14 protein-coding genes are annotated in these 26,495 nt (G+C 70.9%); 6 read left to right on the top strand and 8 right to left on the bottom strand.

All coding sequences use genetic code 11. The annotated features are described in order from the left end of the window. Window positions 1–63: 63 nt before the first annotated feature. A complete protein-coding gene (gene ftsE / locus I004_RS0114720; protein WP_028436129.1) occupies window positions 64–753 on the bottom strand; it encodes a cell division ATP-binding protein FtsE in 690 nt (229 codons plus the stop codon). Between the two features lie 425 nt (window positions 754–1,178). Here ftsE and I004_RS0114715 point away from each other — a divergent pair, with 425 nt between their 5' ends. Further along, a complete protein-coding gene (locus I004_RS0114715; RefSeq protein WP_028436128.1) occupies window positions 1,179–1,373 on the top strand; it encodes a hypothetical protein in 195 nt (64 codons plus the stop codon). A 149-nt stretch (window positions 1,374–1,522) separates the two neighbouring features. Here I004_RS0114715 and I004_RS0114710 read toward each other — a convergent pair whose 3' ends face one another. The 4 genes from I004_RS0114710 to I004_RS0114695 form a co-directional block, all read right to left on the bottom strand. Next, window positions 1,523–2,209: an LPXTG cell wall anchor domain-containing protein gene (locus tag I004_RS0114710; RefSeq protein ID WP_028436127.1), complete on the bottom strand. Its 687-nt coding sequence runs from the start codon at window positions 2,207–2,209 to the stop codon at window positions 1,523–1,525. A gap of 255 nt (window positions 2,210–2,464) precedes the next feature. Then, the gene (prfB, locus tag I004_RS0114705; protein ID WP_028436126.1) at window positions 2,465–3,583 is read right to left on the bottom strand and encodes a peptide chain release factor 2; all 1,119 of its coding nucleotides are present in this window, start codon (window positions 3,581–3,583) and stop codon (window positions 2,465–2,467) included. 120 nt (window positions 3,584–3,703) lie between these two features. Next, a complete protein-coding gene (locus tag I004_RS0114700) occupies window positions 3,704–5,074 on the bottom strand; it encodes a serine/threonine-protein kinase (RefSeq protein WP_028436125.1) in 1,371 nt (456 codons plus the stop codon). A gap of 120 nt (window positions 5,075–5,194) precedes the next feature. Continuing rightward, on the bottom strand, window positions 5,195–6,928 hold the full coding sequence (locus I004_RS0114695; RefSeq protein WP_028436124.1) for a serine/threonine-protein kinase: 1,734 nt from the start codon (window positions 6,926–6,928) through the stop codon (window positions 5,195–5,197). 509 nt (window positions 6,929–7,437) lie between these two features. Between I004_RS0114695 and I004_RS33990 the strand changes: the two genes are divergently transcribed. From I004_RS33990 to I004_RS0114675, 4 genes are all read left to right on the top strand, one after another. Beyond that, window positions 7,438–10,833, top strand: a complete 3,396-nt coding sequence (locus I004_RS33990; protein WP_078511197.1) for an FHA domain-containing protein — start codon at window positions 7,438–7,440, stop codon at window positions 10,831–10,833. A gap of 144 nt (window positions 10,834–10,977) precedes the next feature. Then, complete coding sequence (locus I004_RS0114685) at window positions 10,978–12,405, top strand: extracellular solute-binding protein (RefSeq protein WP_037976303.1); 1,428 nt, start codon at window positions 10,978–10,980, stop codon at window positions 12,403–12,405. A 280-nt stretch (window positions 12,406–12,685) separates the two neighbouring features. Next, window positions 12,686–13,966, top strand: a complete 1,281-nt coding sequence (locus I004_RS0114680) for a carbohydrate ABC transporter permease (RefSeq protein ID WP_028436122.1) — start codon at window positions 12,686–12,688, stop codon at window positions 13,964–13,966. A 104-nt stretch (window positions 13,967–14,070) separates the two neighbouring features. Beyond that, window positions 14,071–14,919: a carbohydrate ABC transporter permease gene (locus tag I004_RS0114675; protein WP_486580017.1), complete on the top strand. Its 849-nt coding sequence runs from the start codon at window positions 14,071–14,073 to the stop codon at window positions 14,917–14,919. Between the two features lie 77 nt (window positions 14,920–14,996). Here the strand turns inward: I004_RS0114675 and I004_RS0114670 are convergent, their stop codons facing one another. Continuing rightward, window positions 14,997–15,968, bottom strand: coding sequence for a class I SAM-dependent methyltransferase (locus I004_RS0114670; RefSeq protein WP_028436120.1), 972 nt, complete (start codon window positions 15,966–15,968; stop codon window positions 14,997–14,999). A gap of 346 nt (window positions 15,969–16,314) precedes the next feature. Between I004_RS0114670 and I004_RS0114665 the strand changes: the two genes are divergently transcribed. Beyond that, on the top strand, window positions 16,315–18,894 hold the full coding sequence (locus I004_RS0114665) for a glycosyltransferase family 4 protein (RefSeq protein WP_028436119.1): 2,580 nt from the start codon (window positions 16,315–16,317) through the stop codon (window positions 18,892–18,894). Here the strand turns inward: I004_RS0114665 and I004_RS33985 are convergent. Then, the gene (locus tag I004_RS33985; protein ID WP_199779396.1) at window positions 18,840–20,969 is read right to left on the bottom strand and encodes a hypothetical protein; all 2,130 of its coding nucleotides are present in this window, start codon (window positions 20,967–20,969) and stop codon (window positions 18,840–18,842) included. The genes I004_RS0114665 and I004_RS33985 overlap by 55 nt on opposite strands. A 363-nt stretch (window positions 20,970–21,332) precedes the next feature. Beyond that, complete coding sequence (locus I004_RS0114650) at window positions 21,333–26,330, bottom strand: NAD-glutamate dehydrogenase (protein ID WP_028436118.1); 4,998 nt, start codon at window positions 26,328–26,330, stop codon at window positions 21,333–21,335. Window positions 26,331–26,495 lie beyond the last annotated feature (165 nt).

Genomic DNA, 26,495 nt, shown 5'->3' with positions numbered 1-26,495 from the left:
CTCAGACTGTTCGCCCGCGGGCCCGCCGGCTGCCGCAGCGCCGGCGCCCGCCCGCCGGGCGGTTCAGTGCTGGTAGCCGTAGACACCGCGCGTCTGGTCACGCACGAGCCGGCCGCGCTCCAGCTCGACGACCCGCTTGCGCATCTGGTCGACGATCTGCTGGTCGTGCGTCGCCATCACCACTGTCGTGCCGGTCCGGTTGATCCGGTCCAGCAGCTTCATGATTCCGACGGAGGTCTGTGGGTCGAGGTTGCCGGTCGGCTCGTCCGCGATCAGCAGCATCGGGCGGTTGGCGAACGCCCGGGCGATGGCCACGCGCTGCTGCTCACCGCCGGAGAGCTCTCCCGGCATCCGGTCGTCCTTGCCGCCCAGCCCCACGAGGTCGAGCACCTCCGGGACCGTCTTGCGGATCTGCACCCGGGACTTGCCGATGACTTCGAGCGCGAACGCGACGTTCTCACCGACCGTCTTGTTGGCCAGCAGCCGGAAGTCCTGGAACACGGTGCCCAGCTGCCGGCGCATCTGCGGCACCTTCCAGTTGGACAGCCGCGCGAGGTCCTTGCCCAGTACGTGCACCTGACCCTGGCTGGCGCGCTCCTCGCGGAGGATCAGCCGCAGGAAGGTCGACTTGCCGGAGCCGGACGATCCCACCAGGAAGACGAACTCACCGCGCTCGATGTCCAGCGAGACATCGTGCAGCGCCGGGCGGTTCTGCTTGGGGTAGGACTTGGAGACGCTGTCGAATCGGATCACGGATACACCACGTCGGCCTGGGGTAGGGGCAGCGGAAGCCGCGGTGCGGCTCCCTGGAGCACTCCCCCTGGCTGCTCCCCCCGGCTTTGCCGGGAGGTGCCCCAAGGGGACCCCCACCCAGCGGTTCAGCTGGGTCGGGTCGCCTCCCAGCGTGAGCTGGGGGAGGTGTGGTGACCCTACGCGAACCGGCGCAGGGCGCGCAGTCGGCGTCCGTTGTTGGTGGCCTTGGTCACGCAACCTTTCGGACATGGCGGACATCTGCGGTGCTTTCGTCCACAGCTTCGGAACGGACGGTCCGGCCGAGCGGCGGACGGGGCCGAGCCTCTGCGCACGCGCGCGGATACTGGCACAGTGGAGGGGAGGACCGCATCCTTTGGGGAACCGATCACTCCCCGGTGTCGTTGGCAGACTGAGGAGGAGTTCGCATGACATGCGACCGACTGGTGTGTGCCAACTGCGCCGGCCCCGTCAGTGAGGGCCGCTGCGCCGTCTGCCGTGCACAGCGTGAGCGTCTGCACCGGGAGTCGCCCCTTGCGAGCCTCTCCCCCGCGGCGGTGTTCGCCCTGCTGCTGGCGCTGCTCACGGTCGCGCTCGTGGCCCAGCGGATGGCGACGGCGTAACCGTGCGGCCACGCCGGGTGCATCGCGCCCGGCCGTCCGGGTGCCTGCCACCTGCGGACGGCTGACAACTTCCGGACATACGAGGGGCCCGGGACGCCATGTGTGCTGCGTCCCGGGCCCCTCGCCTGCCTATGTACGCCCTATGTGCTTCAGGCGGCCGTACGGCGGTTGATCATGCGCGGCATCATGCGGAAGGCCACACCGCCGGCGATCATCGTCGCGGCACCGACCAGCAGGAAGGTCGTCTCGGCGGAACCGGTGTCGGCCAGCTCCTCCTTCGGCGCCTGCGGCTTCTGCTCGACGGGCTGGCTGCCGGTGCTGTCGGGCTGGGTGTTGCCGCCCTCGCAGTCGACGCTGTCGTCGTTCAGGTCGCAGGTGTCGTCGCCGCCGCCGGAGCCGCCGATGGTCGCGGGCTCCTCGCCGCCACCGGTGTCGCCACCAGTGTCACCGCCGGTGTCACCACCGCCGTTGTCGCCACCGGTGTCGCCGCCGGTCGTCTCGCCACCCGTGGTGGTGGTGCTGCCGCCGTCGGTCTCGCCGCCAGTGGTGCCCTCGGTGTCGCCACCCGTGACACCACCGCTCACGGTGCCCTCGGTGTCGCCACCGGTGTCACCGCCGGTGGTGCCCTCGGTGTCGCCACCGGTGTCACCACCGCTGTCGCCGCCACCGATCACGCCGCCGAGGAGGCCGCCGACGAGGCCGTCCTCCTGCTGCGTGGAGGCGCCTTCGGGCTCGGCAGCCTGCGCGGCGCCCGCAGCGGTGAGCGAGGCGCCGACGGCGAACACCGTGCCGGCAGCAACGCGCGCCACACGCAGCCGCGTCTTGGATTTGATCATTGGCCAACTACCCCCAGTAGTTTCATTTTTCAATGGAGCAGCTGTGTGACGGGCTGCGGAGCCTCTTGCCGGGACACGGAACCTGTCCGATCACTCACCCCCGCACGCGCCCCTGACACAGGCATGCGAGCGAACAGCTTTCCCAGTTTTCACACCTCAGTCAAGCGAGGATGGTGTGAATTGGCCGTGCAGGGCTGTGAGTTCGGGGGAGACAGCCCGAATCGTTATGCGGGCGTGGCCTGTTCGGCGACTTCTTCAGCCTTCGTCCTTCTGCTCCTGCTGCTTGCGCCAGCGGATGCCCGCTTCAAGAAAGCCGTCGATATCGCCGTCGAGAACGCCTTGGGGATTGCCGACTTCATGTTCTGTCCGCAAGTCCTTCACCATTTGATACGGGTGCAGGACGTACGAACGCATCTGGCTGCCCCAGGAGTTGCCTCCGTCCCCCTTGAGCGCATCCATCTTCGCCTGCTCCTCCTGACGGCGGTGGGCGAGCAGACGTGACTGCATCACGCGCATGGCTGCGGCACGGTTCTGGATCTGCGACTTCTCGTTCTGGCAGGAGACGACGATGCCCGTGGGGATGTGCGTCATACGGACCGCGGAGTCGGTGGTGTTGACCGACTGGCCGCCCGGACCGGACGAACGGAATACGTCGATCCGCAATTCGTTCTCCGGGATGTCGATGTGGTCGACCTGTTCGACGACGGGCAGAACCTCGACACCCGCGAAGGACGTCTGGCGGCGGCCCTGGTTGTCGAACGGCGAGATGCGCACCATGCGGTGCGTGCCCTGCTCGACGGAGAGCGTGCCGTACGCGTACGGCGCCTTGACGGCGAAGGTGGCGGACTTGATGCCGGCCTCCTCCGCGTAGCTGGTGTCGTAGACCTCCGCCGGATAGCCCCGGCGCTCGCTCCAGCGCAGATACATGCGCATCAGCTGCTCGGCGAAGTCCGCGGCGTCGACGCCGCCGGCCTCCGCGCGCACGCTGACGACCGCCTCGCGCGGGTCGTACTCGCCGGAGAGCAGCGTGCGGACCTCCAGCTCGTCGACGGACTTGCGGAGCGAACTCAGTTCGCCCTCCGCCTCACTGCGAGCATCGTCGTCGTTCTCGTCGCCGGCGAGCTCGAAGAGCACCTCGACGTCGTCGATCCGCGAGCGCAGTTCCTCGACCTTCCGCAGCTGGCCCTGGAGATAGGACAGCTTGCTGGTGATCTTCTGCGCGTTCTCCACGTCGTCCCACAGGTCGGGGGCCGCCGCCTGCTCCTCCAGGGAGGCGATGTCGGCCCTCATCTTGTCGAGGTCCATCACGACCTCGATCGACTCCATGGTGGAGCGGAGGGACTTGAGCTCTTCGGGAAAATCGGGGATCGCCACACCTCCACCCTAACGGCTGCGCGATGAGGCCGTTCCTCGCCGGGGGCCGGAACCGGCCCGTCTGAGCACCCGGCGTCGGCCCCGCCCCGGGCGGGGCCCCGCCCGACCGTCGGTCCCCGGTCAGGGCTCCTCGGGATGTTCGACCGCGGGCGCCGGCTGCGTGGTTTCACCGTCGTCGCCGGAGGCCGCGAGCCAGCCGCCCACACCCGCCACCGCCGCGATCACGGCGGCCCCGGCGCTCAGCTTGATGCGCCGCCGCCGCACCGCTGCCGCCGAGAGACGGTTGCGGGCCGAGCCCGCACGCGGCTCGCCCGCCGGGCGGGGAGTGCGTGCCGTGCCGTGAGCACCTCCCGCCAGCTCGTCGGCGCCGGGCACGCGCATGCTCGTGTGGGTGTCGCGGTTGGAGTCGGGGCCCGCACCGCTGTGCACCAGCGGCACCGCGGCGCGGCCGGATCGGGCCGAGTGCGCACCGCCGTCGTTGCCGTGAGCGGCGCCCGGGCCGCCGCCGTGCCCGCCCGTTGCGGACGCACGCCCGTGCCTGCCGGTCGATGCGGCGCCGCCGCGGGTCTCGCCGGAGCCGTGATCGCCGTACGGGCCGTCCTGGTCCCCGTACTCGTACGACTCGTAGGCCTCCTCGGGCTGTTCGTCGATGTCGAGCGTCGGCAGCCCCTCCAGATCGGGCAGCAGCTCGCGCAGCCGCGCCGCCACCTCGACGGCGCGCAGCCGGGAAGCGGGGGCCTTGGCCAGGCACTGGTGGATCAGCAGCCACAGTTCATCCGGGATGCCGGGCAGCGGCGCCACCGACTCGGTGACGTGGCGGCGCAGCACCGCCCCGGGGTGTCCGCCGCCGAACGGCGTGAATCCCGCGAGGAGCTCGTAGAGGACGGTGGCCAGCGCGTATATGTCGACGGAGGCGCGCGGCGGCAGGCCCTCCACGATCTCCGGCGCCAGGTAGTCGGGGGTGCCGATGATCGACGTGGCCCGCGTCGTGCGGGGTGAGTCGATCAGCTTGGCCACACCGAAGTCCGTGAGCAGCGCGGGCGGCGCACCGCCGGGACCGGCCGGGGCCAGCGCGTCCAGCAGCACGTTCTCCGGCTTGACGTCCCTGTGGACGATGCCCGCCGCGTGCGCTGCCGCCAGGCCGTCCGCGATGTCCGCCGCGATCGCGACGGCGGGCTGCGGCGCGATGCGGTGGTCGTGCTCGAGGCGCGTACGCAGATCCGTGCCTCGGACCAACTGCATGACGAGAGCGAGGTCGTTGCCGTCCACGACGAGGTCGCGGACGCCGACCACGCTCGGGTGGTCCAGGCAGAGCAGGGCGCTGCGCTCCTGCACGAACCGCTCCACCAGATCCCCGTCCGAGGCGAGATCCTCGCGCAGGAGCTTGACCGCGACGGGACCGTCGGGGCCTTCGCCGAGCCACACCGTGCCGGCGCTGCCGCGGCCCAGGATCTGGTGAGCGGTGTACCGGCTGCCGATCTTCCGTGCCATAGCGACAAAACTACGCGGCGGAAGGGGTGTTGAGGCACCGGACCGCGCCAACCGTCACTTTCGAGAGGGAATTCCCGGCAAGGAAGTCGACAAATCTCCGAACTCGCGTACTGGAATGCGCTATTGGGGAGCGCTGTCGATCAGATTCCCGATCTTGTCGAAGGTGTTCTCGACCGACTCCCAGAAACTCTTGCCCTGTTCCCACCACTCGGGAAGCGGAGTGAGATTCCACACCAGCACTGCCGCCACGACCATCAGCACGATCATGAACAGGCAGCCCTTGAGGCAGCCGAGTCCGGGAATGCGCATCGGGGCGCTGCGCTGCCGCGGCTCACGCGGGGGCCGGGGCTCCCGTCGCGGAGGAGGCTCCGGTTCGTAACGCCGCGGAGGCGGCTGGGCGGGACGGCGTTGCTGCTGGCCGTAGTAATCCGGCGGCGGGGGCTGACGGCGGCCGGGGGGCGGCTGCTGCTGCGGCGGCGCCTGGCGGTGCGGACGGCGACGCAGCGGATCCATGCTCGGGTCGAGCGGCTGGACCTGCGTCTGCTCGTTGCGGTCCCGGGCCGCACGCATCTGGCTCTCCCAGGGGTGCGGACCGTCGGGCCCTCCGACGTCGGGAGACTGCGCCGGCGGGGGCGGTGCTCCGGGCACGGGCGGCATGACCTGCGTGGGGTCCGCGTTCGGACCCTGCCCGCCCTGGCCGCCCGGGCCCTGACCGGCGGACTGCGGCATGTAGCTGGTGGCGGCGTTCGGGTCGTACTGACCACCGCCAGGCCCCTGGGCCTGCGCCTGCGCGGCCGGGGAGTTCGGCATCACCTGCGTGGGGTCCGCGCTCCCCGCGACCGCGCCCGCGGCGGCACCGGCCGCCGCTCCGGCGACCGCACCACCGGCGGCGGCAGCGGCAGCACCGCCCTGGCCCGTGCCTGTCTCCGGCACGGACGCCGGAGCCGGATCGGGTGCGAGCAACCCGGCGACACCCATCGCGGCCGCCGCCTGCTCGGGCGTGGCCCCGGCGCCGATGCCGGACGCGACCGTACGGAGCGCGTTCGCCAGGTTCACGGCGCTCGGCCGCTCCTCCGGGCGCTTGCGCAGGCACCGCTCGACCACCGTCCACAGCGGGTCGGGCATGCTCGGCGGACGCGCCGGCTCCTCGCCCAGGTGACGGTGGATCACCTCGAGCGCCGAGCCTCCGGCGAAGGGCGGCTGACCGCTCGCCAGCTCGTACAGCAGGATGCCCGCGCCGTAGATGTCGACGGCGGAGGTCTGGGGCTGGCCCTGGGCCGCCTCCGGCGCCACGTACGAAGGCGTGCCGACGAACTCCTGAGTGCGTGTGAGCCCCGGCGAATCGGCGAGCCGCGCGATCCCGAAGTCCGTGAGCATCGGGCGCATGCCCTCGGGGCCGTTGGCCAGCAGCACGTTGGCCGGCTTGAGATCCCGGTGCACGACACCGTCGGAGTGGCTCGCGGCGAGCGCGTCGGCGACCTGAGCCGTCACCAGCGCGGCGGCCACGGGTGCGAACGGGCCGTTCTCGCGCAGGTAGCGGTAGAGGTCGGGCCCGTCGATCAGGTCCATCACCAGGGCGAGGAGGTCGCCCTCCACGACGAGGTCGCGCGTGCGGACGATGTTGTGATGGGTGAGCCGGAGAAGGACAGAGCGCTCCCGCAGGAAGCGCATGACCACATCAGGGTCGTTGGCCAGCTCCTCCTTGAGGACCTTGATCGCAACCGTTTCGCCCGGCTGACCGGCGACGGCCGCTTCCGCGCCCGCTGTCTCCCGCTGCCTCGCCCGCCACACGGTCCCGGTGGCGCCGCGGCCCAGCGGTTCCTCGAGCAGGTACTTGCTGCCTACAGGCCGCACGTCATGCGCTCCCTGGTGTCGTACTGCAATCCCGCCCACAATAGTGCCGTCTCGCGACCGGTTGACGCCGAGTGCGAACGGATGGGCGACTTCCGGCAAAGACGCGCCGCGCGGCGAGGACGGTTGCGCGCCCCGGCAGCCGCCGGGTCACGGCGGCGACGGCCCCCTGCGAGGCCCCCGGAATGCGCCGTACGCGGGGCGCGGATCGTATCCCCCCGGAGTGTCCGGGCAGGCCCTCTTGCGCATGACGGCGCAAAATCAAGATCATTGACCGCCGCGAGCGGGACGCGATGTCAGTGGCGGGTGCGAAGATGCTCGCGGCATCGACAGCACTGTGCGCAAGCGCGTGGCTCCGCGGGGTGGAACGAACCCCTCCGCGGACGGCGCGGACGGCGCGGACGCGGGGTGCTGTGCCGTGTGGGACAAGTGCGCCGGGCGCGGAAGCCGGCGAGGGTGACCGCCTCGCCGCACAAGCGGTCGGCACACCGTGGTTGGGACCGGGAGGGCCGATGCAGATCCGGCTGACTGTCACCCTCGGGCCGCGCGCGAGCGCCCCGGGTGCGGCTGGCGCGGCGGGTGCGCCGAGCGGGGGAGCAGCGTGCGACGTCCTCGTCACCGCCCCGGCCGGGACGCCGCTGTCCGCCGTGACGGGCGGTCTCGTCTCCACGGCCGCAGCCGCGGTCGGCGGCTCGGCGTCCGGGGGCGCCGTGCCGGGGCAGGGCGGCGGATCGGAGCCGACGGCGGATTCGGCGGCGGCGGTGTACGCGGGCACGGAGCGGCTCGATCCGCACCGTCAGATCCTGGGCGAGCCCCCGCTCCTCGACGGTGCCGTGATCTCTCTGCACGGCCCCGCGGCCATGCCGGCCCTCGCGGCCTACGGCTCGGCCAGGGCCCGGCTGCACGTGATCTCGGGCCCGGACGCAGGCGGCATACACCTCCTCCAGGGCGGCAAGGTCAGCCTCGGCCGCTCGGCCGAGGCCGACGTTCCGCTGGACGACCCGGACGTCTCCCGGCTGCACTGCGCGGTGACGGTCTCCGACGGCGGTGCCGTCACGGTCGCCGATCTGGGCTCCACCAACGGCACGACACTGGACGGTGCGCCCGTCGGCGGACAGCCGGTGCTCTTCCGCCCCGGTTCGACGCTGCGCGTCGGGGAGTCGGCGCTGCGCGTGGAGACGTCACCGCCCGGTGGTCCCCCGGACTTCGCAGTGGCCGACGGCCGCAGGGCCGCGACGCCCCTGCCCGTCTCCCTGCCGACGCAGCCGGACGGGAACGGGCAGCTGCGCCTGACGGCGTCCGGCACCGGCCCGGCCGGTCCGCGCGGCGACCGGGACGGTGCCGCCGCGGTGCGGGCCCGGGAGGACGCCGCAGAGAGCCCTGCGGACGGTTCGGCGGGAACCGCCCATGGATACGCGCCGGGCGGTCCCCTGCCCGACGGCAGCACCACGCACGGCTCGGGCATCGCACAACACGCCCGCTACGCACAGCAGTTCACGCCCGGCGCCTCCGGTGCGGAGCCCGGGCGTCCGCGCCCCCGGGGGCTGGGCGCGTGGGCCCGGCGCTTCGCGGGCGGTCAGCAGGGCGAGGAGCGCGAGGCGCCGTTCGTGGGCACGCAGGGCCCCGCCGCGGGCCTGGGTCCGACGACCCCACCCGGCGGTGAAGGCTCCGCCCAGGCACCGTCCGAGGACGAGCGCCGGCCCGACCCCGCCACGATCCTGCTCACCGCACTCGGCCCCGGCCCCCGGCTCTGGGAGCGCGAGCCCGGTCATCCGGAGGCGCTGACCGTACGGATCGGCACGGCTCAGCGGGGCGACGGCCGCCCCGGCGCACCGGTCACCGTCGGCCTGCGTGAAGCAGGCGCCCTCGGCCTCGCGGGGCCGCGCCCTCGCCTCATGGGCCTGGCACGTTCGGTGCTGGCCCAGCTCGCCGCCCTGCACGGGCCGAGCAGCCTGGAGATGGTGCTGATCTCGGCGGACCGCTCGCGTGACGCCGAGGACCGCATCCGGGAGTGGTCCTGGCTGGGCTGGCTGCCTCACCTGCGTCCGGCACACGGGCAGAACTGCCGTCTGCTCACCGCCTACGACCGGGACCAGGCGGCGGCGCGCGCCGCCGAGCTCACCCACCGGCTCGACGAGTCACGGCAGCAGTCCGAGCACGCAGAAGGCCGGTTCGGCTCCGGTCCGTACACCGTGCTCATCGTCGACGGCGATCCCGGATCGGCCTCCCTGCGTGACGCGGTGGCGCGGCTGGCCGCGGAGGGGCCGCGGGCCGGAATTCATCTGCTCTGCCTCGCGGAGACACCCGCCGCGACGCCCTCCTCCCCCGTCTCCGAGACGGTCCGGGCGGCATACGCCACGTCGGCCGCGTTCCGTGAGTGCGGTGCGCTCGCCCTGCTCAGCGGCGCGGTCGCGACAGCGGTGCGAGTGGTACGCCGGGACAGCTCGGCACCGGGCGCCGCGGAGGCCCCGGGCGCGACGGCAGCGGGCACCCCCGGCACCGTCTGCACCCTGGATGCCGTCTCGGCCGCCTGGGCGGAACGCTTCGCCCGGGCCGTGGCTCCGCTGCGGGAGTCCGAGGGCACCAGTGACCGCACGGGCTCGGCGGCACGGTCCGTCGTGACGCTCCCCCGCAGCTCCCGGCTCCTCGACGAACTGGGCCTCGCCCGCGCCACGCCCGCGGCGCTGCTCGCGCGCTGGGCCGAACCGGGCGGGAGTAACGCGGCGGGCGGGAACACGGTCCCGCCGGGCGGCCGGGCCGCCCTGGTCTTCGGCGCGGGGCCGCGCGGTTCGCTGGAGGCGGAGCTGGGTCTCACACATGGGCACGCCCTCGTCACGGGGCGGCCGGGATCCGGGAAGACCGAGCTGCTGTGCTCGCTCGCCGCGTCCCTGGCCGTGGGCAGCCCGCCCGACCGCCTCCGGCTCGTCCTCCTCGACGGTGACGGCGAATCCGACGGTCTGCACACTTGCCTGGAGCTGCCCCACGCCCGGCACCATCTGTCCGCCAACGACGTGGGTCTCATGCGCGAGTTCGCCCAGTCGATCAGCGGGGAGCTCAAGCGGCGCGCGGAGTTGTTCGGCCCGGAGGGCACGTACGAGGGGTTCGCGCGCCAAGTCGCCCGCTCGGGGCACAGGTTGGCCGCGCAGCAGCGTCGCAGGGCCCAACCGGCCGGCGCGGCCGACCCGGGCCACGTGAGCGATCCGCGTGACGAACCGGGCACGCTCCGCCTCCGCACGCAGACCGGCCCCGCGCCGGGCGGCGGCACGGAAGAGCCGGCCGACGCCACGACCAGCAATGCCGGTGCGATCGTTCAACACTTGGACGCACAGTCTGTTTCTCTCCCCAGAATCGTCATCCTTGTCGACGACTTCGACACACTTGTCGACCCCTCCCTCGGTAACCCGGGGCGCCCGGCCGCAGGTTCGGTGATGCGCGCCCTGGAGGGCGTGGCGAAGGACGGAGCCCGTCTCGGGATGCACCTCGTGGCAGCGAGCGGCCGGCCCGACCGTACGGCGGCGACGGCGGTCGCCCAGGCGGCGGCGCTGCACGCCGAGCTGACCTGGAAGGGCGGCGGCGAAGGCGCGGGCGGCGAGGACGCGGTCCCCGGCCGCGGCTTGCTCATCGAGGCCGGCGGCACGGCCACGGCCTTCCAGGCGGGCCGCATCACGGGCCGTATCCCGCGCACGGCGACGCAGCGGCCGACGGTCGTCCCGCTGGACTGGACGCGCGCGGGAGACCCGCCGACGCGGCGCCCCGTACGGGAACTCGGCAACGGCCCGACGGACCTCGCTCTGCTCGCGAGCGCGGTCGGCCGGGCGGCGCAGTCTCTCGGGGTGGACCGACAGGAATCGGGCACACCCGCTGCGAACACATCACGGAGTGGTCAAGATGAGGTTCTTGAAAGCTGACAACGTATTGCGGGCTCTCCGCGTTCAGGCGTAGGACTTTGCCCACGGGACTGTAGGGCGGGGACCAGAGGCCCTCTGTCTTGTGACCACCACGACGCGGCGACCGGGATCCGGGGCCGCGCCTCCGATGGGACGGCGGGAGCTATGCGTAAAACGGTCCGTGCGACGGGTGCATCAGGCACCAGGAGCAACACCAGCATCTTCAGCAAGACCGGCACCAGGTCGGCTGCACGTGGCGCGGTAGCGCTCTGCGCCGTCGCCGCTCTGTCGCTCACGGCCGCCTGCGGTGGCGGCGGCAGCGACGACAAGGGGGAGGGCGGTGGCGCCTCCCAGGCGGACAAGGAGACCGTCAAGCTGCCCAAGCTCAAGGGTCAGAAGCTTCAAGTCGCCGCCGTCTGGACGGGCGACGAGCAGAAGAACTTCGAGAAGGTTCTTCAGGCCTTCGAGAAGCGGACCGGTGCCGAGGTGAAGTTCACCCCCACCGGCGACAACGTCGAGTCCTTCCTCGGCTCCAAGATCGAGGGCGGTGCGCCGCCGAACGTCGCGCTGCTGCCGCAGGTGGGCGTGCTCAAGCAGTTCGCCGACAAGGGCTGGCTGAAGCCCCTCGACGAGGGCACCAAGGCCGAGATGGGGAAGAACTTCTCCAAGGGCTGGCAGGACCTCGGCGCCGTCGACGGCAAGCAGTACGGCCTGTACTTCAAGGCCGCCAGCAAGTCCCTGATCTGGTACAACACCGCCGCGTACAAGAACGCGGGCGTGGGCGAGGCGAAGACCTGGGACGAGTTCATCAAGAACGCCCAGACCATCGCCGACTCCGGTGTCGACCCGGTCGCCGTCGGCGGCGGCGACGGCTGGCCGCTCACGGACTGGTTCGAGAACATCTACCTCTCGCAGGCAGGCCCCGAGAAGTACGACAAGCTCGCCGAGCACAAGATCAAGTGGACCGACCCCTCGGTCAAGAAGGCGCTCACCACCCTCGCCGAGCTGTTCGGCAAGAAGGAACTGCTCGCCGGCGGCAACAAGGGCGCGCTGCAGACCGACTTCCCCACGTCCGTCTCGAAGGCTTTCGACTCCACCGACAGCCCGAGTGCGGCGAGCGTCTTCGAGGGCGACTTCGTCGGCATCAACATCGCCAAGGACACCAAGGCGAAGATCGGCAAGGACGCCAAGGTCTACCCGTTCCCGTCGGTCGGCGGTGACGCCCCGGTCATCACGGGTGGCGACGCCGCTGTGGTGCTGAAGGAGGGCAAGGCCAGCAATGCGCTGATGACCTTCCTCGCCTCACCCGAGGCCGCCGCCGTCTGGGCGCAGGAGGGCGGTTTCCTCTCGCCCAACAAGGAGCTGGCGAACTCCGCGTACCCGAACTCCGCGCAGCAGGAGATCGCCAAGTCCCTGGTCGCGGCGGGCGACGACTTCCGCTTCGACATGTCCGACCAGGCCCCGGCCGCCTTCGGTGGCACCAAGGGCGAGGGCGAGTGGAAGGCCCTGCAGGACTTCCTGAAGAACCCGAAGGACGTCGCCGGCACGCAGAGCGCCCTCGAGGCGTCCGCGGCCAAGGTCTTCAAGGACTGACGAGCAGCGACACAACCGCCTGTGCCGGACCAGCCGTTCGCGGCTGGTCCGGCACAGGCGGCACCGCTCGCTTCCAGCCACCTCCAAGCCTGGGAACGCCAGGACCCGGACAAGGGACAACACCGTCATGCCCACCCCAACGCCCTCCCCGCCAACGGACGAACCACCAGGCGCTGGTGACTCCTCCGGCACCGCTGCCGGCACGAAATCGCCGGCCGGAACAGCCAACGACGCCGCCGCACCCTCAGGGCCGAAACCGACACCTGCCAAGGTCTCCGTGATGCGCGCACGGCCCGGGATCGCTTTCGCGTTCCTGATGCCCGCGCTCGTGCTGCTGGGTGCACTCGTGGTCTACCCGATCCTGTACTCGGTCTTCCGCAGCACCTTCGACGCCTCCGGATCGAGCTTCGTCGGATTCGGCAACTACGCCACGATCTTCACCGACGAAGACAACCTGACGGCCCTCAAGAACAACCTCGTCTGGATCATCGTCGTCCCGTCCGTCTGCACGGCTCTCGGTCTGATCTTCGCCGTGCTGACCGAACGGGTGCGGTGGGGCACGGCGTTCAAGCTCATCATCTTCATGCCGATGGCGATCTCCATGCTCGCCTCGGGCATCATCTTCAAGCTCGTGTACGAGCAGGACCCGAACAAGGGCGTCGCCAACGCCGTCTGGGTCGGAGTGCACGACACCTTCGCCGAGTCCTCCGCCTGGCCCGGCGCCCGTCCCCGGCCCAACGCCGGTCTGGCCAAGTCCGGCGGCGGCGCCTTCACCACCAAGTCGTCCGTGTCCGCGGCCGATCCGGCCAACCTCGCGCTCGTCGGCGTCCCGCCGAAGGACGTGGCCGGTGCGGCCGGCGCGAAGTCGGCGCCGCCCGCCAAGTCCGGCGGGGTCAGCGGCACCGTCTGGCTCGACTTCGCCCCCGGTGGCGGCGGCAAGCCGGACGTCATCGACGGGAAGGAGAAGGCGCTCAAGGGCATCGAGGTCGAGGCGGTCAAGGGCGGCAAGGTCGTCGGCAAGACCGAGACCGCGGCCGACGGCACGTTCTCGCTGCCTTCGGCGGCCGACGGCGCCAAACTCCGCCTGCCCGCCTCGAACTTCGCCGCACCGTACAACGGCGTCGACTGGCTCGGTTCGACCCTGGTGACTCCCTCCATCATCGGTTCCTACGTGTGGATGTGGGCGGGCTTCGCCATGGTCCTGATCGCGGCCGGACTCGCGGGCGTGCCACGCGAGTTGCTGGAGGCCGCGAGGGTCGACGGCGCGAACGAGTGGCAGGTCTTCCGCAAGATCACCGTGCCGGTACTGGCTCCGGTCCTCGGAGTCGTCATCGTCACGCTGATGATCAACGTGATGAAGATCTTCGACCTCGTCTACGTCATCGCTCCGAGCGCGAGCCAGAAGGACGCCAACGTCCTCGCTCTCGAGCTGTATCTCTCGTCATTCGGCACGAAGTCGAACCAGGGTGTGGGCAGTGCCATCGCCGTCATCCTGCTGCTCCTCGTGGTACCGGTGATGGTCGTCAACATCCGCCGCCTGCGAAGGGAGTCACGCCGATGACCGCGGTCAGTGCGGCCCAACCCGAACCCACCGTCGACTCCCCGAAGCCTTCGGTGCCCAAGGGACAGCAGCAGAAGACCTCCGTCGCCTCCCGGCTGGTCACCATGACCGGCCACTGGGCAGTGCGGCTGGGCCTGGTCATCGTCGCGCTCCTGTGGCTGATGCCCACCGCGGGTCTGCTGAGTTCGTCGCTGCGCAGCCCGGAGAACATCTCCCTCTCGGGCTGGTGGAAGATCTTCGACTTCAACTCCAGCTTCCCCTGGGTGCTGGACGCCGGTCAGTTCTCGACGGTGAACTACGACGCCCTGCTCGCCAACGACGTGGTCACGGGCTCGCTCCTCACCACGATGATGATCACGATCCCGTCCACGGTGACCGTCGTCGTCATCGGCGCACTCGCCGGATACGCCTTCGCCTGGCTGGACTTCCCCGGCCGCGACTGGTTCTTCCTGCTGGTCGTGGGACTGCTCGTGGTCCCGGTGCAGGTGGCTCTGATTCCGATCGCCAAGCTGTTCAACGCCTTGGGGCTCTTCGAGACCACGGTGGGTGTGGTGGTCTTCCACACGGCCTTCGGTCTGCCGTTCGCGATCTTCCTTCTGCGGAACTTCTTCGGTGAGATCCCGCGCGAACTGCTGGAGGCGGCCCGTCTGGACGGCGCCGGCGAGGTCCGGCTCTTCACCCGCGTGGTCATGCCTCTGGGCGGCCCCGCAATCGCCTCGCTGGGCATCTTCCAGTTCCTGTGGGTGTGGAACGACATGCTGGTCGCTCTGATCTTCGCCGACTCCGGCAATCCGCCGATCACAGTGGCTCTTCAGCAGCAGGTCCGCCAGTTCGGCAACAACATCGACGTGCTGGCGCCGGGCGCCTTCGTGTCGATGGTCATCCCGCTGATCGTCTTCTTCGCGTTCCAGCGTCAGTTCGTCTCGGGAATGATGGCCGGCGCCGTGAAGTAGGGGCGGTACAGCCTTACTTCGGTACTGGAGCCGACAGCACAACAGCACAGCGGACGACGCGGGGGCTGCCCCTCCCGTCACCGGTCCCGGGCGCCGCGCAGCACTCGGGACAGGTGCCGGGATATCACGGGGGGCAGCACCTCGCGGGCGGTGCGGCGGGACAGCGCGGACAGCGCAGCGCCCCTGCCGCCCCGCGCACCGTCACCCTCGGAATCCCGGGCCCCGGCCCGGGATTTCGCATGCCGGGAGCTCGGCAGCTGCGGAATCTCCGCCTTGTCCGCACCCACCAGCAGCAGCCGGTGGCCCGCGACATCCTGCCACTGCAGCCAGCAGTCGCCACGCGCACGCAAGGCCGCGTGCAGCTCGTCCTGTACGGGGGCGGGGTCGCCCCACGTCCCGTAGAACTTCTGGGCGCTGACACACACGGGGCGCAGTCCGTCCTCCAGCACGGCCTGCCACGTCGCACACGCCACCCCGGGGGTGTGCGAGGAGCGGTAGTCGTCCAGGACGACCAAGCCGTCTGGCCTGAGCGTGGTGCGCGCGGCCGCTATGTCCGGGCGCACGTGCTCGTAGAGGTGGGACGCATCGACGTGGACGAACCGGCAGCTGCCCGCCTCGACTTCACCGGGAACGACGGACGTGGGCGCGTGCAGCACGCGCGGCAGTTCGTCGTGGAAGGAGAGGAAGTTGCTCTCGAATCCGCGCCGGGTCAGGGTCGAGTACGAGCCGCGCATCTCGCGTTCGTTGCTCGCGCTGGGCGCCTCGGAGCCGAACAGGTCGCACACCGTGAACGTCTCACCGGGCGCGAGGTACGACTGCAGCATGATCGCGCTCTTGCCGAGATAGGCACCCATCTCCAGGAGATCGCCGCGCTGTTCGAGCCTGTCCTGCCGCGAGAGCATCCAGTCGAACAGGACGATGTCGGTGTTGTAGAACCAGCCGCGGACTTCGCGGAAGGAACGAGGCTGCGGCAGCTTTTCCTGCCCGTCCCCCGCTGCTGTGTCGTGTGCGTCCGTGGCCCCTGCGCGGGGCGTGGAGGTGGAGGTCATGGCGAGCGCTTCTCCTCGTGCGGCGGAACGGCGGAACGAGGGCGCCCCGGACCGGAGAATCCGCGGGTTCCGCAGCACCCACCGCCCTGTATACGAGCCCTCCGCCCCCGCATGCACGCCCTGGAGGCCCCTGCGAACAGGGCTTCCGCCGACCGACGTCCCTCGTCCACCGATGGTTCAGCCGGTGTTGGGGGCCGGTCCCGCCGGACATCGTCCGCCGGCATCGTCCGCCTGAACACGTCGACTTCGACCGTGCTGGCTATTTTCACATCACATATGGACAATACTGCCGATATGGGGCATTTCGAATGCCGTTTTCGAGCGGCGGCTGTGAGGAACGGGCCAGATGAAAATCTCTTTTCTGCTGGACAACGCCTACGGAATCGGGGGAACGATCCGCTCGACGGTGAACCTTTCCCGAGCACTTGCCGATCGTCACTCGGTCGAGGTCGTCAGTCTCCGCCGTACGGTCCGTGAGACCGCTCTCTCCTTCGACCCCCGGGTCACCATGACCCACCTGCTGGAACTGCGCCGCACCGAACGCGGCTACGAGGGCGACGACCCCCGCTTCCGCGAGCCCAGCCACCGCTTCACGGAGGGCGCCGACCATCTGGAGCGCGGGGTCGCCACGCACCTGGGCGATGTACGCGTCGAGGAATACCTGCGCAACACCGACGCCGACGTCGTCATCGCCACCCGCCCCAAGATCAACGACTATCTCGCGGCCTACGGAAGCGACCGCTACCTGCGCATCGGCCAGGAACACCTCACCCACGCCATGCACAGCGACCATGTGCGCTCGCACCAGGACGCCGCGATCCCGCTCCTCGACGCCTTCGTCACCGTCTCCTACGCGGACGCCGCGAACTACCGCGCCGCCATCACCGGCACCGGCACCGAGACCGCCGAGGGCGACGCCCTCATCACCTGCATTCCCAACGCCGTGCCGGCCGTGGACGTCGAGCCGTCCGACGGCGAGAGCAAGCTGATCGTCGCCGCCGGGCGGCTGATCAAGGTGAAGCGCTACGACCGCCTTCTCAAGGCGTTCGCCCTCGTCACCGAGAAGCACCCGGACTGGCGGCTGCGGCTGTACGGGCGGGGGCGGCAACAGGCAGCGCTGCGCGCCAGGATCGACAACCTCGGCCTCTACGACCGGGCCTTCCTCATGGGACCGCACGCCCCCATCGAGGCCGAGTGGGCCAAGGGTGCCATCGCCGCCGTGTCCTCCGACGCCGAGTCCTTCGGGATGACTCTCGTCGAGGCGATGCACTGCGGGGTCCCGGTCGTCAGCACCGACTGCCCCTACGGCCCCGGAGAGATCATCGGCAACGGGCAGGACGGGCTGCTCGCACCGCTCGGCCCGACGGAGAAGGACAGCGTCCGTGCGTTCGCCGACGCGTTGCTGCAACTGATCGAGAACCCCGAACTGCGGTACCGGATGAGTCAGGCGGCGCTGGAGAAGGCGGCCCGCTACTCACCGGAGCGCATCGCCGGCGAGTACGAGCAGCTGATCGAGAAGCTGCTGGAACAGCGCAGGAGCAGGGGCGCACAGCCGGAGCGGATCCGGGCGGGGGCGGAGCACGCACACCGGTCCGGAGCCGCTGCGGGTGCCGCAGCCGCGGCGGGGGCGGGGGCCGGGGCGGAAGCCGCGGCACCCACGCCGGCATCCACCGGGTCCGGGCCCGCGATCGCACCCGTCGCGGCGGAAACGCCGGTGCAAGGTCCACCGCCGGGTACGGCACCCGCCCCCGTGGCCGCGTCCGCGCCCGCGGCGTCCGCCCCGTCCGCCCCTCACTCGCCGGCACCGGCGGCACCGGCGGCACCGGCGGCGAAAAAGAAGAGCCCGAGCCCGGTCAACCCGACCCCTCCACCGTCCCGGCCCTTCCGCCGCTTCGCCCTGCGCGTCGCCGGACCCGTGCTGCGCCCTGCCGTACGGGCCTGGCGCCGCCGCCGCGACGCGAACCGTCCGGCCGCCAAGCTGCGCCGTCCCATCGCCCGCACACGCGTCGCCACCGACGGTTCGCTCGTGATCCGCCTGTTTGCCAAGCGGCTGCCGAAGACACCGTCCGTACTGCTCGTACGCTCGCGGCGCGACAGCGGAACGCCGCACCGCATCCCGATCCCGCCGCGCGCCGAAGCCGTCGACGGCTGGGTCGAGGTGCGGCTCGAACGCACCGCGCACCCGCTGACGGAGGACCGCTGGGACGCCTACGTCGAGCGGCTCGTGGACGGCAAGCGCAAGCGGATCCAGTCCGAGCTCGTCGAGACGGCCCGGCTTCTGTCGATGCCCGCACCCGTCGACAGCGACGGCGTGCTCACGCCCCGCGTGCCATACACCACCCTCGACGGCTATCTCGCCGTACGGGCCTGGCACCGCCGCGGGCACGCCGAGGTCACCTCCGTGGAACTCGGGAAGGACGCCTGCACCGTGCGCGCCGAGTTGTACGGGCACGCCGCCCAGGCGGCGGACGAGGACGGCAGCACCATCGTGGCCGTCTCCCGCACGAAGACGGAGCCGGACTTCGAGCTTCCCTTCCAGTTCACCCCCGGGCTCGTGCCCTCGGCTTCGTTCGAGCTTCCGTACGAGCTGCCGGCGGCTCTCGACTCCGGGGAGCTGAAGGGCGTGTGGGACCTGTGGCTGCGGACCGGTGCGGAGGACGCGCCACGCGTGCGCTTCGGGCGGCTGCTCGGCGACCTCGCCGACCGCAAGAAGACCGACCTGGTTCCCCGCGTGCGGCTCGGCGAGACGGAGACCGGGGTCTGGTTCTACTTCTCCCTGGTGAACGACCTGGTGGTGGCCCTGCAGCCGCTGCCGCTGGAGAAGCCGCTGGAGCCAGCGGCGAAGGGCCCCGCGGCGCCGGGGACCAAGGGTCAGAGCGCCTCGTCGTCACCGAACGCGTCGCCCAGCCCTTCGGCCAGCAGCTGACCGGTACGCCCACGCCGACCCGGCGGGTCCGGCGAACCCGCCGCGCCGGCCGCTTCTGCCGACTCGCTCGGCTCGATCGGCACGCCGTGCTCCCCTCGTTCGGTGCCGCGCGCCTGGTGAGCCTCCGCCTCGGCCCGTAGCGCGTCCACGGCCCTGCCGAAACGGACGGCTGAGGGCGGCTCGTCCGGCCCCAGAAGGTAGGCCTTGAGCTCCGTGCGGGCCGGCCGCAGCGCGTCGGTGGTCGGCTCGCGGACCGACTCCAGCAGAGCGGGGATCCCCTCCGCCGCCGGCGTCAGGATGGTGGCCGCGCGCACGGTCGGGAAGCCGGCGCGGAACTCCTCCTCCGTCAGGCCCGTGGTGTTCACGACGGCATACGGCTTCTCGCTGCTCAGATAATCGGACACCACGCTGGAGACGTCCGAGACGAGCAGGTCGGCCTGGTTGAAGCACGAGTGGATGCCCGGCCGCGGCCCCGTGAGCACCAGATGCTCCGCCGGGTCGCAGGCCCGCCAGTAGCACTCCTCCCACGCCTCCACGGCGTCGAGCACCGTCGCTGCCGACGGCCATGCCCCGGGGTGCTGCCGCAGCATGCGCTCCGCCTCGTCCCAGCCGCGCCGGGACCCCTGCTCGTCGAGTGCCGCCAGTTCCGCATCACGCCGCTCCAGCTCCGCCGCTCGTTCCGCGCGTTCCGCGCTTTCCGGACTCCTCGCGGCCTGCACCCGCCGGGACGCGTTGGCCTCGGCGATCAGCTCGCGGATGCGCAGGTCCACGTCCCTCACGGCCGGATCGACCGAACCCGTCATCGGATGCGGCTTGTAGAGCAGCCGGACCCGCTCGTCCGCGAGCAGCGCGGCAACGATCCGCTCGCCCGCCAGCGGCAGCGACGTGTTGCCGGGATCGTCGGTCCAGCCCTCCCAGGTCGGGGCGTACAGCACGGTGACGGGTTCCCCGGGCGCCGGCGGCCCCGCGTACGGGCGGACGGGCTCCAGCTGCGGGCGGCCCACCTCCACCACGTCCTCGTCACGTACGCCGATGCCGGCGAGGCGGTAGCGCTCGCGCGCGGCGGGTCCGGCGACCCAGACCTCGTCGTAGGCCTTGGCGTAGGGATTGCAGGAGGAGAGCTTGTCGCTCTCGCCGTGGTTGATGAACGCGTGCTTGATCGTGGGGATGCGCAGCACGTGGGAGGTCTTGCCGGAGTTAGCCGGGTGCAGCAGCACGGGCAGGCCGGACTGTTCCAGACGCATCAGATGGGCGACCTTCGGAATGCACAGGATGGGGACGTCGGTCGCGTCGATGCGCCGCACCATGAAGCGCTCACGCAGCACGATCAGCGGACGTCCCTCCAGCCGGGCGAGCATCGGCAGCCACATGTTCGCCTGGTACGCGGAGGACGTGCCGCCGGAGAAGTACATCCCGACCGTGGGCCTGTACGCCGTCAGCCATCCGTCGAGCCAGGCCAGTACTTCTTCCTCGCCGGCCGGACGCCGTCCCGGCAGCATCCTGCAGCCCAGGTGCACCACGCCGGTCAGCAGCACCGCCCAGCACAGCAGCGCCACCAGGGCGCCCCAGCGTGCGCTGCCCGTCACCACGGTGGCCGTGGCCCCGGCCGTGATGAGTGCGCTGCACGCCAGCAGCCGCGCCGCGCCGTCGCGTCCGAAGAGCGCCGGCGGTGTGGGGCCGATGCGCAACGCGGAGACGTCGATGTTGCGGGTGACCACGGGCAGTCTGCGCGAGCGTCGTACGCGCGCGGCCACGCCCTGGCACATGAAGTGCGTCGCCCAGCAGCCGAGCACGGCGATCAGCAGCCAGGCCGCGTAGTGGACGGGGCGCAGCACATCGAGCCGTGCCAGCCCGCCGAGGAGGAGCCCGTCCCGGAGCAGCTGCCGCACGGGGTGGTACAGCTGGGCCCGGCCGAGGCTCTGGGCCAGGGCAGGCCTGCGGCTGAGCAGCCACGACTCCGTGACGATGCCGAGCACGGCACCGGAGACGACGAGCGCGGTGCCCGCCAGCAGCACGCCCAGCAGCTGAAGCAGATATCCGGCTGCCAGCAGCGCGAGCCCGACGGCCGCAGCCACCAGGTGCTGCGGGATCCGGCGGCCTGCGCGATCCGGCGCGGGCCCCCGAGTGGCCGGCGGTGAGGGGGCGGCCGCGGCCCCGGAATCCGGTGAATCCGGAGCCGGGAATGATCCGGACCCTGAAGCGGAAGCGGCGTTCGACTCGGTACGCATGGGCCTCCCCTGCGGTCCTCTCCAGTGAAGACCGGCGGCGCGCACCGTGCGCCCTGGGTACGGCCGAACGCGTGCCCCGGTGGCTTGCCCGGGCCACAGCTCCCGGGGGCGGGCACACACACGGCGGTCCCCGTACGGGTGACCGCACGGGGACCGCCGGGCCCTGCCGGGTCTTCGTCCGGCAGGGCCGTTTTCAGCTCTTCAGGTCGTTCACCGGTTGCTGCGCAGCAGCGTGCGCATCGTCCGCATGGCGACCGAGAGGTTGGCCAGGTCGAAGGTCTCCGACGCCTGGATCTCGTCGAGGGTGGCGCGGGCACGCGAGAGGATCGTCGCGTTCTTCGCCTCCCACTTCTCGTAGCGCTGCTCGGGCGTCGCCGTCCCGTCGCCCTCCGAGAGCACGTCCGCGGAGATCAACTGGTGTGCCGCGTACAGGTCTTCGCGGATGGCCGCACGGGCCATGGACTGCCACCTGTCGGCGCGCGGCAGTTCGCTGACCCGCTCCTGGAGCTGCGTGATGCCGAGCCGGTCCGCCAAGTCGTAGTAGACGGCGGCGACATCGAGCAGCTGCACGCCCGTACGGTCGGCGACGGCCACCACGTCCAGCCCGGAGAAGGCCGCGGAGAACCCGGCCACCCGCATCGCCAGTTCGGACGGAACACCGGCCTCGTCGAGCCTGTCCAGGATCGCCTGGTGCCAGACGCGGTCGTCGCCCTTGAGGAGCTTGGGCAGCTCGTCCCACACTTCGGCGACCCGGTCGCTGAACAGCTCGATCGTCTCGGCGAGTTGCAGCGGCTGCGGGCGGTTGTTCAACAGCCAGCGTGTGCCGCGTTCGACGAGGCGGCGCGACTGGAGCCTGATGCTGGTGAGGACGTCGGCCGCGACGACATTGTCGAGCGCCTCCGCCTCGTCCCAGATCTCGCCGAGCCGGAAGATGGCGCGGGCGGCGGTGTGCGCGCGCACGACCTCCTCCGTCGACGCGCCCGTCTCCTCCTTCATGCGGTGCGCGAAGCTCGAACCGCCGGTGTTGACCGTGTCGTTGACCAGCAGCGTCGTGACGATCTCGCGGCGCAGCGCGTGGCCGATGATCTCCTCGGGGAACCGCTCGCGCAGCTGGCGCGGGAAGTAGGCGTGACCCAGCTGCTGGAGATACGGATCGTCGGGGAGCTGAGTGCTGATCAGGTCGTCCGACACCGTGATCTTGGTGTACGCGAGCAGCACCGCCAACTCCGGCTGCGTCAGGCCCTGTCCCGCAGCGAGCCGGTCACGGATCTGCTTGTCGCCGGGCAGGAACTCCAGCTCCCTGTCGAGCCTGCCCTCCTTGACCAGGCGGCGCATGTGCCGGTGGTGGGCCTGGAGCAGGCCCGGTGCGACCTCGATCGAGTTGGCGAGCGCGGTGTTCTGCGCATAGTTGTTGCGCAGGACGAGCTCGCCCACCTCGTCGGTCATCTCCGACAGCAGGCTGTTGCGCTGCTTGACGGTCATGTCGCCGTTCGCCACCACCGCGTTGAGCAGGATCTTGATGTTCACCTCGTGGTCGGAGGTGTCCACGCCCGCGCTGTTGTCGATGGCGTCGGTGTTGACGCGGCCTCCGTTCAGGGCGAACTCGATGCGGCCCAGCTGGGTCAGGCCGAGGTTGCCGCCCTCGCCGACGACCTTCACCCGCAGGTCCTGGCCGTCGATGCGAATGGCGTCGTTGGCCTTGTCGCCGGCGTCCGCGTTGGACTCCGTCGACGCCTTGACGTACGTACCGATGCCGCCGTTCCACAGCAGATCGACCGGGGCACCGAGGATGGCACGCATCAGCTCGGCCGGAGTGACCTTCCCCGTCTTCGCCTCGATGCCGAGGGCCGCCCGCACCTGCGGAGTGACGGGCACCGACTTCGCGGTACGCGGATAGACGCCGCCGCCGGCGGAGATCAGCGAGGTGTCGTAGTCCTCCCAGGAGGAGCGCGGCAGGTCGTAGAGCCGGCGGCGCTCGGCGTACGAGGTGGCCGCATCGGGCTCGGGGTCGAGGAAGATGTGCCGGTGGTCGAAGGCCGCGACCAGCCTGATGTGTTCGGACAGCAGCATGCCGTTCCCGAACACGTCGCCCGACATGTCGCCGACGCCCACCACCGTGAAGTCCCGCGTCTGGGTGTCGTGGCCCAGCTCGCGGAAGTGCCGCTTGACGGACTCCCAGGCGCCGCGGGCGGTGATGCCCATGCCCTTGTGGTCGTAGCCGGCGGAACCGCCGGAGGCGAAGGCGTCACCCAGCCAGAATCCGTACGCCTCCGCCACCTCGTTGGCGATGTCGGAGAACGTCGCGGTGCCCTTGTCGGCGGCGACGACGAGGTACGTGTCGTCCTCGTCGTGACGGACCACGTCCTCGGGATGGACGACATCACCGGCGACGAGGTTGTCCGTGATGTCGAGCAGACCCGAGATGAAGGTCTTGTAGCAGCCGATGCCCTCGGCCAGCCAAGCGTCGCGGTCCTCCGCCGGGTCGGGCAGCTGCTTGCAGACGAACCCGCCCTTGGCTCCGACCGGCACGATGACCGTGTTCTTGACCTCCTGCGCCTTGACCAGGCCGAGGATCTCCGTGCGGAAGTCCTCCCGCCTGTCCGACCAACGCAGGCCGCCGCGCGCGACCTTGCCGAAGCGCAGGTGCACGCCCTCGACGCGCGGCGAGTACACCCAGATCTCGTACTCGGGGCGCGGCGCCGGTAGGTCGGGGATGGCCTGCGGGTCGAGCTTGACGGACAGGTACTCGTGCGGCCCCGCCGACGGGTCCTTCGCGCCTCCGGCCCTGCTGCCCGCGCCGGTGCTCTGGAAGTAGTTGGTGCGCAGAGTGGCCCTGATGACGGTGAGGAAGGAACGCAGGATCCGGTCCTCGTCGAGGCTCGCGACCTGGTCGAGCGCGCCGTCCAGCTCCTCCATCAGTCCGTCCGTCAGCTCGTGACCGGCGCGCGAGCGGCTGGGGTCGAGACGGGCTTCGAAGAGGTTCACCAGCAGCCGAGTCGTGTGCACGTTGTGCCGGAGGGTGTCCTCCATGTACGTCGGGCTGAAGGTGGCTCCGGCCTGCCGCAGGTACTTCGCGTACGCACGCAGCACCATCGCCTGGCGCCAGGTCAGACCGGCGGAGAGCACCAGCGAGTTGAGCCCGTCGTTCTCCGCCCGGCCCGTCCATACGGCGGTGAAGGCGTCCTGGAAGCGCTCGCGGGCGTCCTCGCCGAGGCCGTGCGCGTGGGAGACGGGCATGCGCAGACCGAAGTCGTAGATCCACGCCCTGCTCTTGTCGCTGCAGCGCAGCTCGTACGGACGCTCGTCGACGACCTCGACGCCCATCGCCTGCACCGCAGGGAGGACGGCCGAGAGGGAGACGGGCTCACCGATGCGGAAGATCTTGAATCTGCGCTCACCCGGGCCGGCACCGACCGGCTCGTACAGGCTGAGTGAGAAGTCGGCGGTGCCCTCGCCGCGGGCGAGCTTGTTCAGATGCTGGAGGTCCGCGACGGCGGCACGCGGCGGGAAGTCGGCCTTGTACCCCTCGGGGAAGGAGTTCGCGCTGTACAGGTGGCCCAGCTCCGCGGCCTGTTCCTCGCCGAACTCGGCCGTCAGCGCCTCCGCGTATCCGTCGGCCCAGGATCGCGCGGCCTCCACCAGACGGTTCTCGATCCGGTCGACCTCGCCGTCGGTCAGCTCGGGCAGCCGCGAACCCGGCTTGAGCCGGACCACGAAGTGGAGCCGAGTCAGCACCGATTCGGTGTTCCAGACGCTGAAGTCGACGTTGGTGCCGCCCAGTTCATCGGTCAGGATCTCCGTCAGCCGCAGCCTGACCGCCGTCGTGTAGCGGTCGCGCGGCAGGTAGACGAGCGCCGAGTAGTACCGCCCGTACTCGTCCTTGCGCAGATACAGCCGCAACTGGCGGCGCTCCTGCAGATAGAGCACCGACGTGGCGATCGATCGCAGCTGATCGACGGGGATCTGGAACAGCTCGTCGCGCGGGTAGGTCTCCAGGATCTGGAGCAGGTCACGGCCCGCGTGGCTGTCCGGAGCGAACCCCGCGGAGCTCAGCACTTCCGCGACCTTGCGGCGGATCACGGGCACACGGCGCACCGATTCCGTGTACGCGGCGGAGGAGAAGAGTCCGAGGAAGCGCCGCTCCCCCACGACATTGCCCTCGGAGTCGAACTTCTTCACGCCCACGTAGTCGAGGTACGAGGAACGGTGCACGGTGGCACGGCTGTTGGCCTTCGTCAGCACCAGCAGACGGTGCTCGCGGGCCTTGGCGCGGGCGTCCGCCGGCAGACGGCTGAAGGACGGCGAGACCGGGTGACCCTCTTCGGAAGACGTCTGCTGCGGGTCGGACCGGAGGATGCCGAGGCCCGTGCCCGGGACCGGGGTGAGCGTCAACTCCCCGTTCCCGTCGGGGGCTTCCTGCGTCAGCTCGTACTCGCGGAAGCCGAGGAACGTGAAGTGGTCGTCGGCGAGCCAGCGCAGCAGCTCCCGCGCCTCCTCCACGTCCTGCGAGGGCACGTCCTTGGCGAGGGGCCGGCTGTCGAACTCGTCGGCGATGCCGAGCGCGGCCCCGCGCATCTTCCCCCAGTCCTCGACGGATTCGCGCACGTCGGAGAGGATGCGCAGCAGATCGTCCGTGATCTGCTTGAGGTCGTCACGCTCGGTCTCACGGTCGATCTCGACGTGGATCCAGGACTCGGTGAGGGCGTCGTGCGGCAACTCCCGCACCGGGGCGTGACCGAGCTTGTCGCGCCCGGCGTCCATCACCTCGAGCAGCTTCCCGGCGACGTCGCGGCGCACGATCATCTGCGGGTGGATCACGACGTGGATGCCACGGTTCTGCCGTGACAGCTCGTTCGTGACCGAGTCCACGAGGAAGGGCATGTCGTCGGTGACGACTTCGATGACCGTGTGCGTGCAGGTCCAGCCGTTCTCGTCCACCGAAGGGGTGTGCACGCGCACGTTGGCCGTGCCCTGCGGCCGCTCCTGAGCAAGACGGTAGTGCGAGAACGCCGCACCGAGGACGTCGACCGGGTCGCGGTCCGTGAGGTCCTCGGGAGCGGTGTGCAGGTAGTAGCGCTGGAGGAACGCCCTGAGCGCTCCGTTCTCGAGACCCCTCGCCGGGTGCTGTCCCCCGGCCGGGCTCTCTTCAGCTACCCGGGCGGCTTCTTCCAGCCGCTCGGCCTTTGCTTCGTCCAGCTTGGTCTGCATGTCCTGTGGCTCCTGTCGCGCGCCGTTGCGTGACGTGAAATGGCGGGGGCTTGTCCGGACACGGCATCGGAACGCGGGCGGTGGCCCGGGGCTCGACGCGTGCCGTGGAGTACGACCAGCGGCGGCCCTTGGCGCTGTCGCGCAACGGGCACCGGGCGGGGGCCG

The organism is Streptomyces sp. TAA486, assembly GCF_000426165.1.
The sequence above is the reverse complement of the archived record's forward strand: the minus strand, read 5'-3'. Positions and strand labels throughout refer to the sequence as shown.

What these genes read in the sequence shown, in the direction of transcription:
- I004_RS0114650 (WP_028436118.1), bottom strand. Translation starts at nt 26,330, where the DNA reads ATGCAGACCAAGCTGGACGAAGCAAAGGCCGAGCGGCTGGAAGAAGCC.
- I004_RS0114680 (WP_028436122.1), top strand. Translation starts at nt 12,686, where the DNA reads ATGCGCGCACGGCCCGGGATCGCTTTCGCGTTCCTGATGCCCGCGCTC.
- I004_RS0114715 (WP_028436128.1), top strand. Translation starts at nt 1,179, where the DNA reads ATGACATGCGACCGACTGGTGTGTGCCAACTGCGCCGGCCCCGTCAGT.
- I004_RS0114685 (WP_037976303.1), top strand. Translation starts at nt 10,978, where the DNA reads ATGCGTAAAACGGTCCGTGCGACGGGTGCATCAGGCACCAGGAGCAAC.
- I004_RS0114710 (WP_028436127.1), bottom strand. Translation starts at nt 2,209, where the DNA reads ATGATCAAATCCAAGACGCGGCTGCGTGTGGCGCGCGTTGCTGCCGGC.
- I004_RS33990 (WP_078511197.1), top strand. Translation starts at nt 7,438, where the DNA reads ATGCAGATCCGGCTGACTGTCACCCTCGGGCCGCGCGCGAGCGCCCCG.
- I004_RS0114670 (WP_028436120.1), bottom strand. Translation starts at nt 15,968, where the DNA reads ATGACCTCCACCTCCACGCCCCGCGCAGGGGCCACGGACGCACACGAC.
- I004_RS0114665 (WP_028436119.1), top strand. Translation starts at nt 16,315, where the DNA reads ATGAAAATCTCTTTTCTGCTGGACAACGCCTACGGAATCGGGGGAACG.
- I004_RS0114675 (WP_486580017.1), top strand. Translation starts at nt 14,071, where the DNA reads ATGACCGGCCACTGGGCAGTGCGGCTGGGCCTGGTCATCGTCGCGCTC.
- I004_RS0114700 (WP_028436125.1), bottom strand. Translation starts at nt 5,074, where the DNA reads ATGGCACGGAAGATCGGCAGCCGGTACACCGCTCACCAGATCCTGGGC.